The following is a 12,271-nucleotide window of genomic DNA, read 5'->3' as shown; positions in this document are numbered from 1 at the left end:
TAGTAGTAGTAGTAAGCCTGGCCCTCTACTGTGGATAAGCCGGTTTTCTTGAACCCTGCCAGGCACTTAGCCAAGGTCAAGCACTGTGTGCGGCCGTGCTTCCGTGGTGTACCGCAAATATGAACAACTTTGGCCCAAGCCGCCATCCTGTGGATAAGCCATGGCTTATGCCAGAACTATCCACAGGCTTGTTAGCTTTAGAAGCGGTCCATGGTCTGGGCTATGCTGGAAGTTTGTTGCAAGGACTGCCCATGCCCCGTTCCATCCTGGAAGAAGCCCGTATCCACCCGGCTATCCGCGAAAAAGTCGCCACCCAACAGCAGGCCATCGTGCAAGAGGTGCAGGCTGCGGTGGCAGCCCATGCGGTGGTGGTGGTGGGGATGGGCATCAACCCATGGCCTAAAAAGGCCTGCAAGGCGCTGGAGGCGGCGGGTATCGCCCACCACTACCTGGAGTACGGCAGCTATCTGAGCCAGTGGCGGCCGCGTGGAGCGCTGAAGATGTGGACCGGCTGGCCCACCTTTCCCATGGTGTTCGTGCGGGGCACGCTGGTGGGCGGTTTTACCGATCTGGAGCGCCTGGTCCAGAGCGGCGCGCTGGCCAAGATGCTGGCCAGCGCCTAGGTTTCAAACCTGCATTAACCCTTGTGGGGGCGGTCTTCCGGTCCGCCGTGGCCGCCAGGACCACCAGGACCACCGTGTGGCATGGCATTCGCGTCAAACACCTTTTGCTGCTCGGGGCTCAGCACGGCGTAAAAGGCCTTGGTAGCGTCACCACGTTTGTCCATTTCGGCATCGCGCTCGGCGCGCTGGGCACGCATCTTGTCGATGCGTTCCGGGGTGCTGAGCTTGCTGAATTCGGCGCGGTCGGGCCGCGGGCCGTGCGCCGGCGGCTGCATGCTGGCGGTGAAGGTGGTCCAGGCGGCTTCCTGGGCGGCGGTGATCTTGAGCTTTGCCTTCAGCTCAGCCTGACGCTTGAGCATATGCGCCTGCATCTTGGCCGGGTCGTGCTTGGCCATGCGCTCTGCGGGTGGTGGCGGGGGAGCCGCCGGGCTTTGGGCCATGGCCGCCTGGCCCAGGCCGGCCAGCAGGCCAGCAACGACCAAACCTTGGATGGATGTACGTACGGATGCCATAAGAATCTCCTTGCTATAAATCGAGAGTAACTCGCCTGTAACCGAGATTGGCTGCAGGTTGAAAGCAAGTGTGGACGCCAGGTGTATCCCCTCCATAACCCGCCAATAAGCATTTGTAAAGTTGGCCGTTCCCCCCAGCGGCGACAATAAGCCCATCTTGAGATAACGCGAAAAAGGATCCCTGTGTTCAAAAATGTGATGGTCTACCGCATCGCTCCGGGCTGGACCGCCGACCTGGTCAAAATCGAAGCCGCGCTGGACAAAGAGCGCTTTGCCGAGTGCGGCGCCAGCCAGGAAATGTCCATGGGCTGGACCGAGCCGCGCAATGTGGCCAACGGCCCGCTGCTGGAATCTATCGGCGGCCAGCTGATCCTGAAACTGATGTTCGAAAGCAAGGCCGTGCCCAGCTCGGTCATCAAGCGCAAGGCCGAAGAACGCCTGGCGCAGATCGAGGCCACCACCGGCCGCAAGCCCGGCAAGAAAGAGCGCAAGGAAATCAGCGAAGACGTGAAGCTGTCGCTGCTGCCCATGGCCTTCACCAAGCGCGGCGCGGTGCTGGTGTGGATAGACCCGGCCGCCCAGGTGCTGGTGATCGACGCCGGCAGCCAGGGCCGGGCCGACGAAGTGATTACTGCCCTGGTCAAGGCCATCGATGGCTTTGGCGTGCTGCAGATCAACACCGCGATTTCGCCCGCTACCGCCATGGCCAACTGGCTGACCACCCAGGAGCCGCCGGCTGGCTTCACGATCGACCGCGAATGCGAGCTCAAGGCCGCCGACGAATCCAAATCGGTGGTCAAGTACGCGCGCCATGCGCTGGACATCGACGAAGTGCGCCAGCACGTGGCCGACGGCAAGCTGCCGACCAAGCTGGCCATGACCTGGGACGACCGCGTGTCCTTCATGCTGACCGAAGGCCTGCAGATCAAGAAGGTCACCTTTTTGGACGGCGTGTTCGACGGCACCTCGCAAGAGAAGGAAGACGGCTTCGACGCCGATGCCGCCATCTCCACCGGCGAAATGCGCCAGATGATCCCCGACCTGCTGCTGGCCCTGGGCGGCGAAATGGCGCTCAGCGAGGCCGGCACCACGCCCGATGCCGCGCCGGCGCAGCCGCTGCAAGCGGTGAACCTGGCCGAATCGCCGTTTTAAGCCAAATAGGGCTCTAGCGCAGGTAGTACCTGCGCAGAGCGCTATAAAAAGATACTAAGGCTGCCGTGGCGGCAGGGCAGATTTGGCGGCTGCCGTGACCGCCAGCTTGCCGGCAAAAATGTCCCACACGGCCATGAACATGGCGGCGATCACCGGGCCGATGACAAAGCCGTTCAGGCCAAAAATCGCCATGCCGCCCAGTGTGGAAATCAGCACCAGGTAGTCGGGCATCTTGATGTCCTTGCCGACCAGCACCGGGCGCAGCACGTTGTCGACCAGGCCGATCACCAGCACGCCGTAGGCGACCAGGGCTACACCCTGCCATACCGCGCCAGTGACCAGAAAGTAGATCGCCACCGGCAGCCAGATCAGGCCCGCGCCCACGGCCGGCAGTAGCGACAGAAAGGCCATCAGCACCGCCCACAGCACGGCCGCGTGGATGCCCAGGAACCAGAACGCCAGGCCGCCCAGCAGGCCCTGCACCACGGCTACCAGCACATTGCCCTTGACGGTGGCACGGACCACGGTAGTGAATTTGCCGAACAGCTGGCGCTTGGTTTCGCTGTCCAGCGGAATCGCGTCGCGCATGCGGCGCAGCAGGCTGGCGCCGTCCCGCAGCAGAAAGAACATCAGGTACAGCATGATGAAAAAGCTGACCACGAAGTCCAGGGTGTTCTGCCCGATGCTGAATGCCTGGGTGGCCAGGGTCTGGCTGGCCTCGGCCAGTACGCTGCTGAGCTTTTCCTGCAGATCGCCCAGATTGCCCAGGCCGAAGCGGTCCAGCAGGTTGGACACCCAGTGGGGCAGGGCCGCCACGATCTTGCCGAAGTAGGCGCCGAAGTTCAGCTCGCCCGACTGCATGCGCAGGTATAGGCCGTTGCCCTCCTTGACCAGCATGGCGGCGATCAAGGACATCGGCAAAATCACGATGACCAGGATTACCAGCAGCGTGCACAGCGCGGCCAGTGTGCGGCGTTGCTTCAGCGGCTTCAGCAGCCAGCGGAACAGCGGCGCAAACAAGATGGCCATCACCACGCCCCAGAAGACCGCGCCGTAGAACGGCCACAGAATCCAGCCAAACGCCAGAGTCACGCCCGCCAGCAGCAGGAAGAAGGTTTTGTTCTCCAGCTGTGACCAGGGCTGCGGCTGCGCGGCGGGGGTGCCGGAAGAAACCGGCGGCAGGGGAGAGGAAGAGGTCATGGAAGCGGCGCCGTAAGCGCAGAGGTGTGCGATACGCCCATGGTATCGGCAAGCGCGCCCCGGGACGCTTTAGCGGGTCGCCAACGCCATCAGCTCGGGCGACAGGCCGGTCCAGGCGCCGTCCAACGCGGCCGGGCCGGCGCCCGCTGCCGGGGCCGCCTGGGCCTGGCGGATGCCGGCCAGCACGCTGTCGATCACCGGCACAGGCACCTGGCTTTGCAGCTGCGCAGCCATGCCGGCCAGGCCGGCACCGCCGAGGATCACGGCTTGCACGTCGTACTGCTCGGCCACCGTGCGGCAGGCAGTGGCCAGCAGGGCCAGGGCCGCCACCGGGTCGGCGGCCAGCTCGGCGCCGGTGGCTTCCACGGTGTGGATATGCACCAAGCTGTCGGCATAGCCCAGGCTCTGCGCCAGGCGCTGCAGCATGGGCTTCCAGGCCGCGCCGCCAGTAACCACGGCAAACCGACCATGCTGGGCGGCTTCGAAAAATGCGGCTTCGGCCAGGCCGGTCACGGGCGCCGGGCTGCATTCGCGCAGCGCCAACAGGCCGGGGTCGCCAAAGCAGCCGATCAGCACTGCGTCGGGCGCGGGGCCGCCTTCGGCCTGCCAGGCGGCCCAGGCGTCCAGCGTGGCATGGGCAGCGATGGCGTAGCTGGCCTCGCTGGAAATGTAGCGTGCGCCAAAGCGGGCGGTGGTGGTGTGCACCGCCACATCGGGCGCGCTGGCCTGCAGCATGTGGGTGCGCAACAGCGCGGTTACGCTGTCGCTGGTGTTGGGGTTGATGACCAATAAGTGGCGCATAAAACGACGGCTAAAAGTCAAACGATGTTGGATGCCGCACTATGCAAATAGACAAGCTGAGTTGAGCGCAACATACCGCAGAACCGGCTCCGCCGGGCTGCTGGTATGGCCCCCTGCAAGGGGGTTGGCGCTGCCACACGCAGTGGGCAAGCCTGGGGGTGTGCCACATTTTTTAAGCGACCTGGCCGAACAGTTCGACCAGGTCCGGGCTGGTGGCGGCAGCGGGTTCGAACTGCAGCTGGGCTTCGAGGTGGCTCAGGTGCTCGCGCATCAGCCGGGTGGCGGCTTCCACGTCGCGCAGGCGGATCGCGTCCAGCACCGCGCGGTGTTCCAGGCAGCCGCAGGCGCCGGCCCGGGCGCTGGAGGCCGACAAGGCTACCGGGCCCCAGGTCATCAGGATCAGCGAGGTACGCGATACCAGCTCGCGCAGAATGCGGCCCAGGGTTTGCTGGCCGGCGCGCTCGGCAATCGCCAGGTGGAAGTCGCCCGACATGCGGATCGCATGCCGCGTGTCGCCGCTGGCCCGCGCGCCTTCTTCTTCGGTAATAAAGCGGGCCAGGGCGGCGATGTCTTCTGCCGTGGCCACGGCCATGAAACGCTCCAACAGCGGTGGTTCGACCAGGCGGCGGGCTTCAAAGACTTCACGGGCTTCCTGCGCGGTGGGCTGGGCCACCCAGGCGCCGCGGTTCGGCGTCATGGTCACGATTTGCTCATTCGCCAGGCGCACCAGCACCGGCCGGATGCGGGTGCGCGATACGCCAAAGGCCGCGCCCAGCTTGTCTTCGACCAGCTTGGTGCCGGGCTGCAGCCGGTGGTCCAGGATGGCGGAGACGATGCGCTCGTAAATCTCGGTATCGCTGAGCGCGGGAACGGGAGCGGTGGACACTATGAACGGCCTTTTTGTTTGCGTCCCAAGAATTTTACGAGTAGCAAGGTAATGCCCATCACGATGAAGGACACCACGGTGGTCACCGTGCCGACCGCGTAGATCGACGGCGTGGTGACGGTGGTGGTCAGGCCTTGCAGCTCTAGCGGCAAGGTGTTGACGTCGCCAATCGCCTGCGAGGTGCGGGCGATTTCGTCCCAGCTGAGCGTGAAGCCGAACATGCCGATGCCGACCACCGAGGGCGCGATCAACGGCAACACCACATGCCGGAAGCTCTGCCAGGGCGTGGCACCCAGGTCGCGCGCGGCTTCTTCATAGGCCGGGTTGAAGCGGTTGAAGATGGCAAACATGATCAGCAGGCCGAAGGGCAGGGTCCAGGTCAGGTGCGCTCCCAGGGCCGAGGTGAACAGACCGAGCGCGGTGCCGTAGCCGTCCAAGGTGTCTTGCATGCCCAGGAATTCAAGCGCCCATTTGATGCCGCCATCGAGCAAACGGAACTCCAGTCCTATGCCCAGCGAGACGATGATGGACGGCATGATCAGGCTGGCGATGACGATGAAAAACAGCGTATTGCCGCCCGCCAGCTTCTTGCGGAAGGCCAGGCCAGCGAGCACCGAGAACACCACGGTGCAGGCCATCACCGCCAGGCCCAGGGCCAGCGATCGGCGCAGTGCCGCGCCAATGTCCACCACGCCCAGGCCTTCGGCGAGCTTGTAGAACCAGTGCAACGAGACCCCGCGCAGCGGAAAGGTCAGGCCGCCTTCTGGGCCTTGGAAGCTGAGGATGAAGATGACGAGCATCGGCCCGTACATGAACAGCACGAACAGGGCGAAGACGATGGCCAGGGGCAGGAAGCCGGGAGCGCGTTTTTCAGACATTTTTAGAGCTCCTTGCGGATGTCGACCAAGCGGGTTAGCGCCCAGATGATCATCAAGACGATGGCCAGCAGGATCACCGCGTTGGCGGCGGCCAGTGGGAACTGCAGGTACGAGGTCTGCACCTGAATGATCTTGCCGATGGACGCGATCTGCTGGCCGCCCATCACGCCGACGGTGACGAAGTCGCCCATCACGATGGTGATGACGAAGATCGAGCCGATGATGATGCCAGTGCGGCACAGCGGCACCACCACGTTCCACAGGGTTTGCCAGCCGGTGGCGCCACTGTCGTTGGCGGCTTCCAGCAGGCTGCGGTCTATGCGCATCATCGAGTTGAAGATGGGCACGATCATGAACATGGTGTAGAGGTGCACAAAGGCCAGGGTCACCGAGAAGTCGGAGAACAGCAGCCACTCTATCGGCTGGTCCACGATGCCCGCGCCCACCAGCCCCTGGTTCACCAGCCCATTGCGGCCCAGCAGCGGCACCCAGGAGATCATGCGGATCACGTTCGAGGTCCAGAACGGAATCGTGCACAGCACAAACAGCAGCGTCTGCATGCCCGACGAGCGGATGTGGAAGGCCAGAAAGTACGACACCGCAAAGCCCAGCACCAGGGTAATCAGCCAGACCATCAGGCAGAACTTGAAGGTCGACAAATAGGTCTTCAGCGTGGTGCACATCTCGACGGTATTGCCGCAGCCGTCGAAGATGGAGATGTAGTTCTTGAAGGTGAAGCCGGGCAGCAGCTCGTACTCGTTGAAGTCCCAGAAGCTGACCATGATGATCAGCGCCAGCGGCACCAGAAAGAACACCGCAAACACCGCCGTCAACGGCGTAGCCTGCCACCAGGCAGACAGGCTGCGGCCCGGCGCGGGCGTCGGCGAAGGGAGTGGGGCGCTAGGTGTGCTCATGGGTATGTGTCCACGTTACTATCAAAATCGTAGCTGCCAGCGCAGGTGAAATATGCGCTAGAACCCGATTTCATTTAAATTTCCGGCATTCCTTTCACATCACCAGGGAAGTGAAAGGAATGCCCCCAAACGAGGCGAGCGCAGCAACGCCCCCTCGTGGGATACCGCGGAACCGGCTTTGCCGTGCCGCTGGTATCGCCCCCTGCAAGGGGGTTGGCGCTGCCACACGCAGTGGGCAAGCCTGGGGGTGAGCCTATTTATGCTGCGACGAATTCATTCCACTTCTGGACCATGTAGTTGTTCTCGTCCATCAGCGCGTTCCAGCAGGCGATGCCGCCCATGCGGGACTCGTAGCTGCCGCCGTCGCGGATCTGGCCGACCTTGGCCAGCAGGTCGCCGTTCGGGCTCTTGATGTCCTGGGTGGCGGACTTGCCTTCCATCCAGTACGCCCATTCGTAGGGCTCCATCTTGGCCTTGGCGGTTTCCAGCACGGCGCTGTAATAGCCTTGGCGGTTCAGGTAGGCGCCGGCCCAGCCGTCGAGGAACCAGTTGATGAACTCGTAGGCGCCGTCCAGGGTCTTGCCCTTCAGGGTGGCGGGCAGGCCGAAGCCGGCAGCCCAGGCGCGGTAGCCTTCTTTCAGCGGCTGGAAGTTGCAGGCAATGCCCTTGGTGCGCACGGCGGTGACGGCGGGCGACCACATCGACTGGATCACCACTTCGCCGGAGGCCATCAGATTGACCGACTCGTTGAAGTCCTTCCACAGCGCGCGGAACTGGCCTTGCTTCTTGGCTTCAATCAGGGTCTTGATGGTCAGATCAATTTCCTTCTTGGTCATATTGCCCTTGTCGGGGTACTTGTAGATGCCCATGGCTTCGACCACCATGGCCGCGTCCATGATTCCGATGGACGGAATGTTCAGGATCGCGGCCTTGCCCTTGAATTCGGGGTTCAGCAGCTCGGCCCAGGAGCTGATCGGGCGCTTGATCAGGTCGGGGCGGATGCCCAGCGTGTCGGCGTTGTACACGGTGGGGATCAGGGACATGAACTGGGTCGGCGTGGCCGAGAATTTCTTCGACTTTTCGCCTTCCAGGAAGATCACTTTCTTGGGCGCCGTGCCCTGGTCGCCCACGGGCTTGCCGTTGACCATGCCAGTGGTGAACAAGGTGGTGATCTTGTCGGCGTTCTTGATGCGCTTGACGTCGATGCCCTTCAGGTTGCCGGTGGGCACGATCTTCTTCAGCGAGAAGTATTCGGTGTCGATCAGGTCGAAGCTGTTCGGTGCGGTGACGGCGCGCTTGGTCACGTCGTCGGTGGTCACGGCCACGTACTGGATGGTGATGCCGGTATCGGCCTTGAATTTTTCGGCAATCGCTTTGTCCTGGTTCACCGCAGTGCCCAGGTAGCGCAACACGATGGGTTCGGCCGAGTGCACTGCCGGGAAGATGCCGGTGGCCAGAATGCCGGCCGTGCCTTTGAGCAGCGAGCGGCGCTGCATCGTCGCCTGCAAGGCGTTGGTGGATTCAGGAAGTGCGTCAGACATGGTGAAAACTCCTAGGGGGTTGCGGTAGGGGAAAATTTTTTAAGCAGCGACGGGAACGGAAACCGGACCGAGCGGATGTGCCGCTTCGGCGGCCCAGGCCAGCTGCACGGCCTCAGACACCTGGTAGGGCCGGGCCGCAAACTGCGCCTCGGACACCATGACGGAAAATTCGGCGGTGCTGCTGGCGGTTTGCGCCACACCGGGTTTTTGCAGGCCCAGCAGCACGTAGGTGCCCTGGTATTCCACATCGCTGACCACCGCACGGATGTTGTGCGCGCCATCGGGCAGGGCGGCCTCGGCGGGGATGATCTGCATGTGGTCCGTGCGCACACCAATCTTGCCGGCCGCGGTATCCAGCACGTTGTGGCCGCCCATGAAGCGCGCCACGAATTCGCTGGCGGGGCGGTTGTAGATTTCGTGCGGGCTGCCGACCTGTTCGATCAGGCCGTGGTTCATCACCACCATGGTGTCGGCCAGGGCCATGGCCTCTTCCTGCGAATGGGTCACGTGGATAAAGGTCAGGCCCAGCTCTTTCTGCCAGCGGCGCAGCTCGGCGCGCATCTGGATGCGCAGGAAGGGGTCTAGCGCCGACAAAGGTTCGTCCAGCAACAGCACCTTGGGCTGGGTAATCAAAGCCCGGGCCAAAGCTACGCGCTGCTGCTGGCCGCCGGACAGCTCGCCCGGCGTGCGGTCGGCCAAATGGCCCATGGCCACGCGCTCCAGCAAATCCTTGGCCTTGGCGTGGCGCTCGGCCTTGTCCATGCCCTTCATCTTCAGGCTGAAGGCCACGTTGTCGAGTGCAGACAGGTGCGGGAACAGCGCAAAGCTCTGGAACATCATGGCCGTGCCGCGCTCGGCCGCCGGCAGGTCGGTGATGTTGCGGTTTTCCAGCAGGATGTCGCCGCTGCTCACCGATTCATGCCCCGCCACCATGCGCAAGGTGGTGCTCTTGCCGCAACCCGACGGCCCCAGCAGACAGCAGTAGCTGCCACTGGCGATACGCAGGTTGATGCTGTCGACTGCCGGCTTACCCGATCCATAGCGCTTGGTCAGCGCGACGATTTCGATGGCCGAGGGCGAAGAGGTGGGGATGGTGGCTTGCATGGCCATGGCCTATGCATAGGCCGTGCCAGCTCTGCATCCAATGCAAACCGTAGATTGCGTACAAAAATGCACCGTCAATGTGCACAAAGTAAAAAGCCAGCGCATTTGCCAGCGCTGGCTTGGTGCGCCGGGTCGATTCCGCCTATTCGGCGGCAGCTATTTGCCTTAAAGCTTGCTCGAACACCTCGGGCGGCTGGCCGCCGGAGATCAGATGCCGGTCGTTGATGATGACCGCCGGCACCGAATGGATGCCGTGGCTGGTGTAGAACTGCTCGCGCTCGCGCACCTCGTCGGCAAATTCGCCGGATTCCAGGATCGCCTGCGCGCGTGCCGGGTCCAGGCCCACTTGTTGGGCAACCTGCACCAGCAAGGTGTGGGAGCTCGGGTTCTGGCCCTGGGTGAAGTAGGCGTCGAACAAGGCCTGCTTCAGCGCATGCTGCTGGCCTTCGAGTTCCGCCCAGTGCAGCAGGCGGTGCGCATCGAAGGTGTTGTAGATGCGGTCTCGCTTGTCCATATTGAAGGTGAAACCCACTTCTGCGCCGCGCTGGCGGATGGCTTCGCGGTTGCGTGCCGCCTGTTCGGGGGTGGAGCCGTATTTGCGCGCCAGGTGCTCGGTGGTGTCCTCGCCTTCGGCGGCCATCTGCGGGTTCAGCTCGAAGGGTTGGAAATGCAGCTCAGCCTGGATGCTGTCGTCGGCGACCCGCGCCAGGGCTTGTTCCAGCGACTTCAGGCCGACCACGCACCAGGGGCAGGAAACGTCCGAAACAAAATCAATCTTGAGAGCCGTAGCCATATCTGTCCTATGTTTAAAAAGCTGTGGATAGTTTCGGAACAACCGGGTAGTTATCCACAGGAGATGCACGCGCCGCAAAGTTGTTCATATTTGCGTGACACCAGAAAGTCAAGGTCACACACAGGCCACAACACAATGTAAGCCCTTGATTGCAAAGCATAAAACGGGCTTACCCACAGACGGGCGCGATGCTTACTACTACTACTATGTATTAATAACTACATTAGAAGAATAGCCAATGCAAAAAGTCCGCCAACCAGAAAGGGATGTGTAAAACTCCGGTTCAGTGGCTTATTGCTATACTTTTAATAGCTGTCAGCGCAGCTTATGACTGCGCAAAACCCCGATTTGGCTGCTTTATTGCAAATTTTGCGTAAAGTGCCATCGGGGTTGGTCCAGCCCGGTTATGCGGCCAGGGCCGGGTAGTCGGTATAGCCTTTGGCACCGCCGCCATAGAAGGTGGCTTGGTCAGGCGGGTTCAGGGGCGCGTCTTCGCGCAGACGGCGCACCAGGTCCGGGTTACTGATGAAAGGCTTGCCAAAGGCCACCAGATCGTCGCCATGGCGCACGGCCTGCTCGGCCAGGGCCTTGGTCAGGCCGTTGTTGACCATCCAGGCTGCCTGGCCGCCCGCGTCGCGGTAGGCGGCTTTCAGGGCAGGGTAGTCAAACGGCCGGTCTTCCAGCACCCGCGGGCCGCCGGTTGCTCCTTCCACCACATGCACATAGGCCAGGCCCAGCGGCGCCAGGGAGCGCACCACGTACTCGAACAGCGGCTGCGGATCGGGGTCGTGGATGTCGTTGGCCGGGGTTACGGGCGAGATGCGCAGGGCGGTGCGGCCGCCGCCGATCTCGCCGGCCACGGCGCGCATCACTTCCAGCAGCAGACGGGCGCGGTTTTCTATGCTGCCGCCAAAGTCGTCGGTGCGGTGGTTGGCGCCAAGCTTGAGGAACTGGTCGAGCAGATAGCCGTTGGCCGCGTGTACTTCCACGCCGTCAAAACCGGCCTCGATGGCGTTGCGGGCCGCGTGGCGGTAGCTTTCCACGATGCCGGGCAGCTCCTCGGCCAGCAGGGCCCGCGGGTACGAGGTTTCGGCGAACTGGCCTTGGCCGTCCTTGATCAGATAAGTTTTGCTTTTGGCGGTGATGGCCGAGGGCGCGACCGGTGCCTGGCCGTCGGGCTGCAGGTCTACATGCGAGATGCGGCCCACATGCCACATCTGCACCACGATCTTGCCGCCGGCTGCGTGCACTGCACTGGTGACGCGCTTCCAGCCGTCTAGCTGCTCGGTGCCGTACAGGCCGGGCACGTCGGCATAGCCTTGGCCTTGCGGGCTGATGGCGGTGGCTTCGGTGATCAGCAGGCCGGCGCTGGCGCGCTGCGCGTAGTACTCGGCCACCAAGGGGGTAGGGATGGCGTTGGGCGAGCGGTTGCGCGTCAGCGGGGCCATCACGATGCGGTTAGCCAGTTGCAGGCTGCCGGCTTGTACCGGGTCAAACAAAGAAGTCATGCGGGTTTCCTGTCAAAAAATGCAGGGTAAACCCAAATAAAAAGCCTTGTTAGATGCGCCTAAGCCGGCGCTGTGCTAGGTCTCGTAGCGATTTCCAGCTGGGTCAGGTAGTGCATCGCGTGCTCGTTATGGCTGCCGCACATGTCCAGAGCCGGCTGCAGCTGGCCGCAGACCGCTGGGCGTTCGGGCTGGCCAAAAATGCGGCACAGGTTGGCCGCATCCAGCTGCACGCAGCGCACACCCGCGGGTTTGCTGACGCCATTCACCACCGGCATGCCGGGGATGGGTGAACTGATGCTGGGCGCGATGCAGCAGGCGCCGCAGCCGGAACGGCATTCCATAATTTTGCTATTTATTTA

Annotated in this window: 13 protein-coding genes; 2 read left to right on the top strand and 11 right to left on the bottom strand. The window is 62.9% G+C overall.

Going from position 1 to position 12,271, the window contains the following annotated elements; all coding sequences use genetic code 11:
• Positions 1-251 precede the first annotated feature (251 nt).
• Positions 252-623 carry a glutaredoxin gene (locus BLT66_RS07760; RefSeq protein ID WP_092757123.1) on the top strand — a complete coding sequence of 124 codons (372 nt, stop codon included), beginning with the start codon at positions 252-254 and terminating at the stop codon, positions 621-623.
• Between the two features lie 14 nt (positions 624-637).
• Here the strand turns inward: BLT66_RS07760 and BLT66_RS07755 are convergent, their stop codons facing one another.
• On the bottom strand, positions 638-1,135 hold the full coding sequence (locus BLT66_RS07755) for a Spy/CpxP family protein refolding chaperone (protein ID WP_092757122.1): 498 nt from the start codon (positions 1,133-1,135) through the stop codon (positions 638-640).
• Between the two features lie 183 nt (positions 1,136-1,318).
• Between BLT66_RS07755 and BLT66_RS07750 the strand changes: the two genes are divergently transcribed.
• Positions 1,319-2,287 (top strand): recombination-associated protein RdgC, encoded by a 969-nt coding sequence (locus tag BLT66_RS07750; protein WP_092757121.1) that lies wholly within the window; start codon positions 1,319-1,321, stop codon positions 2,285-2,287.
• A gap of 54 nt (positions 2,288-2,341) precedes the next feature.
• Here BLT66_RS07750 and BLT66_RS07745 read toward each other — a convergent pair whose 3' ends face one another.
• The 10 genes from BLT66_RS07745 to BLT66_RS07700 form a co-directional block, all read right to left on the bottom strand.
• The gene (locus BLT66_RS07745) at positions 2,342-3,487 is read right to left on the bottom strand and encodes an AI-2E family transporter (RefSeq protein ID WP_092757120.1); all 1,146 of its coding nucleotides are present in this window, start codon (positions 3,485-3,487) and stop codon (positions 2,342-2,344) included.
• Between the two features lie 69 nt (positions 3,488-3,556).
• The gene (locus BLT66_RS07740) at positions 3,557-4,288 is read right to left on the bottom strand and encodes an aspartate/glutamate racemase family protein (protein WP_092757119.1); all 732 of its coding nucleotides are present in this window, start codon (positions 4,286-4,288) and stop codon (positions 3,557-3,559) included.
• Between the two features lie 172 nt (positions 4,289-4,460).
• Positions 4,461-5,177, bottom strand: coding sequence for a GntR family transcriptional regulator (locus BLT66_RS07735; RefSeq protein WP_369821594.1), 717 nt, complete (start codon positions 5,175-5,177; stop codon positions 4,461-4,463).
• Positions 5,174-6,052, bottom strand: coding sequence for an ABC transporter permease (locus BLT66_RS07730; protein ID WP_092757117.1), 879 nt, complete (start codon positions 6,050-6,052; stop codon positions 5,174-5,176). Before BLT66_RS07730 ends, BLT66_RS07735 begins: the two co-directional genes overlap by 4 nt.
• A gap of 2 nt (positions 6,053-6,054) precedes the next feature.
• Complete coding sequence (locus BLT66_RS07725) at positions 6,055-6,966, bottom strand: ABC transporter permease (RefSeq protein WP_092757116.1); 912 nt, start codon at positions 6,964-6,966, stop codon at positions 6,055-6,057.
• Positions 6,967-7,223: 257 nt separating this feature from the next.
• Positions 7,224-8,507, bottom strand: a complete 1,284-nt coding sequence (locus BLT66_RS07720) for an ABC transporter substrate-binding protein (protein WP_092757115.1) — start codon at positions 8,505-8,507, stop codon at positions 7,224-7,226.
• A gap of 39 nt (positions 8,508-8,546) precedes the next feature.
• Positions 8,547-9,611, bottom strand: a complete 1,065-nt coding sequence (locus BLT66_RS07715; protein ID WP_092757828.1) for an ABC transporter ATP-binding protein — start codon at positions 9,609-9,611, stop codon at positions 8,547-8,549.
• A gap of 142 nt (positions 9,612-9,753) precedes the next feature.
• On the bottom strand, positions 9,754-10,404 hold the full coding sequence (locus BLT66_RS07710; RefSeq protein ID WP_092757114.1) for a DsbA family oxidoreductase: 651 nt from the start codon (positions 10,402-10,404) through the stop codon (positions 9,754-9,756).
• A gap of 404 nt (positions 10,405-10,808) precedes the next feature.
• The gene (locus BLT66_RS07705; RefSeq protein ID WP_092757113.1) at positions 10,809-11,912 is read right to left on the bottom strand and encodes an alkene reductase; all 1,104 of its coding nucleotides are present in this window, start codon (positions 11,910-11,912) and stop codon (positions 10,809-10,811) included.
• Between the two features lie 59 nt (positions 11,913-11,971).
• Positions 11,972-12,253: a YkgJ family cysteine cluster protein gene (locus tag BLT66_RS07700; protein ID WP_092757112.1), complete on the bottom strand. Its 282-nt coding sequence runs from the start codon at positions 12,251-12,253 to the stop codon at positions 11,972-11,974.
• Between the last annotated feature and the right edge of the window lie 18 nt (positions 12,254-12,271).

Origin of the sequence: Rhodoferax sp. OV413, assembly GCF_900104385.1 — a bacterium.
Taxonomy (GTDB): Bacteria; Pseudomonadota; Gammaproteobacteria; order Burkholderiales; family Burkholderiaceae_C; genus Rhodoferax_B.
This window is presented reverse-complemented; position numbering and strand designations above follow the sequence as displayed.

What these genes read in the sequence shown, in the direction of transcription:
- BLT66_RS07760 (WP_092757123.1), top strand. Translation starts at nt 252, where the DNA reads ATGCCCCGTTCCATCCTGGAAGAAGCCCGTATCCACCCGGCTATCCGC.
- BLT66_RS07755 (WP_092757122.1), bottom strand. Translation starts at nt 1,135, where the DNA reads ATGGCATCCGTACGTACATCCATCCAAGGTTTGGTCGTTGCTGGCCTG.
- BLT66_RS07745 (WP_092757120.1), bottom strand. Translation starts at nt 3,487, where the DNA reads ATGACCTCTTCCTCTCCCCTGCCGCCGGTTTCTTCCGGCACCCCCGCC.
- BLT66_RS07740 (WP_092757119.1), bottom strand. Translation starts at nt 4,288, where the DNA reads ATGCGCCACTTATTGGTCATCAACCCCAACACCAGCGACAGCGTAACC.
- BLT66_RS07730 (WP_092757117.1), bottom strand. Translation starts at nt 6,052, where the DNA reads ATGTCTGAAAAACGCGCTCCCGGCTTCCTGCCCCTGGCCATCGTCTTC.
- BLT66_RS07725 (WP_092757116.1), bottom strand. Translation starts at nt 6,966, where the DNA reads ATGAGCACACCTAGCGCCCCACTCCCTTCGCCGACGCCCGCGCCGGGC.
- BLT66_RS07720 (WP_092757115.1), bottom strand. Translation starts at nt 8,507, where the DNA reads ATGTCTGACGCACTTCCTGAATCCACCAACGCCTTGCAGGCGACGATG.
- BLT66_RS07715 (WP_092757828.1), bottom strand. Translation starts at nt 9,611, where the DNA reads ATGCAAGCCACCATCCCCACCTCTTCGCCCTCGGCCATCGAAATCGTC.
- BLT66_RS07710 (WP_092757114.1), bottom strand. Translation starts at nt 10,404, where the DNA reads ATGGCTACGGCTCTCAAGATTGATTTTGTTTCGGACGTTTCCTGCCCC.
- BLT66_RS07705 (WP_092757113.1), bottom strand. Translation starts at nt 11,912, where the DNA reads ATGACTTCTTTGTTTGACCCGGTACAAGCCGGCAGCCTGCAACTGGCT.
- BLT66_RS07700 (WP_092757112.1), bottom strand. Translation starts at nt 12,253, where the DNA reads ATGGAATGCCGTTCCGGCTGCGGCGCCTGCTGCATCGCGCCCAGCATC.